Source organism: Acinetobacter sp. 809848 (genome assembly GCF_000581275.1).
In the GTDB taxonomy this organism is placed as follows: Bacteria; Pseudomonadota; Gammaproteobacteria; order Pseudomonadales; family Moraxellaceae; genus Acinetobacter; species Acinetobacter pittii.
In genome coordinates this window covers 1-609 of the sequence record NZ_JEXG01000176.1, presented here as the reverse complement: position 1 = coordinate 609, position 609 = coordinate 1, and the positions used below count along the sequence as shown (strand labels likewise).

General features: G+C 40.6%; 1 pseudogene. It reads right to left on the bottom strand.

Going from position 1 to position 609, the window contains the following annotated elements:
• A pseudogene (locus J536_RS24640) lies at window positions 1–609 on the bottom strand (fimbrial biogenesis outer membrane usher protein); the annotation flags it as partial.

The window sequence follows — 609 nt, the reverse complement described above, 5'->3', positions numbered from 1 at the left end:
GCATTATTTTCATGTGCATCCTGATCTCGCTCAACATAACCACCCCAGCCAAATGAACCAATTTGGGGTGCTGATAATCCGAATATTTCTTGGCGATACCGTAGGCTACCGCTGTCACTAGAAACACTCATGATCGCATTCACTTTACTGGACGGGGTATATCTCAGCGCAAAGTAAACTCCATAGTCCTTATGATTTTCATAATCTTTATACGCTGATGCATAAAAACCCCAGTTCTTGTCCAGACTTCCACTTAAATTGGTAGACAGTAACTTGTAAGAGTTGTCGCTATATTTGATCTGGTTATAGCCCAGATAAACCCCATAGCCTGCATAAAAGTTATAGTTAATCCCTGCCCTAAAAATCTCATCTGCCAGTGCGCTGTAGTTCAGGTAGTTCTGTGACTCGGGATTAATCTGGTTATCTTTTAAATATCTCACTTGAGATACACGAGCTAGGTCAAAATAGTTATCAAATACTTTGCGGTAACTGGTGTTAAATGAAATATTTTTACTGATGCGCCCTTCTAAACCGACTAAAGCAGAATAACCGTTTTCATCTTTATACTGGCTCGCTGCAATGTCAGCATTGATCACGCCAATCCCCAAA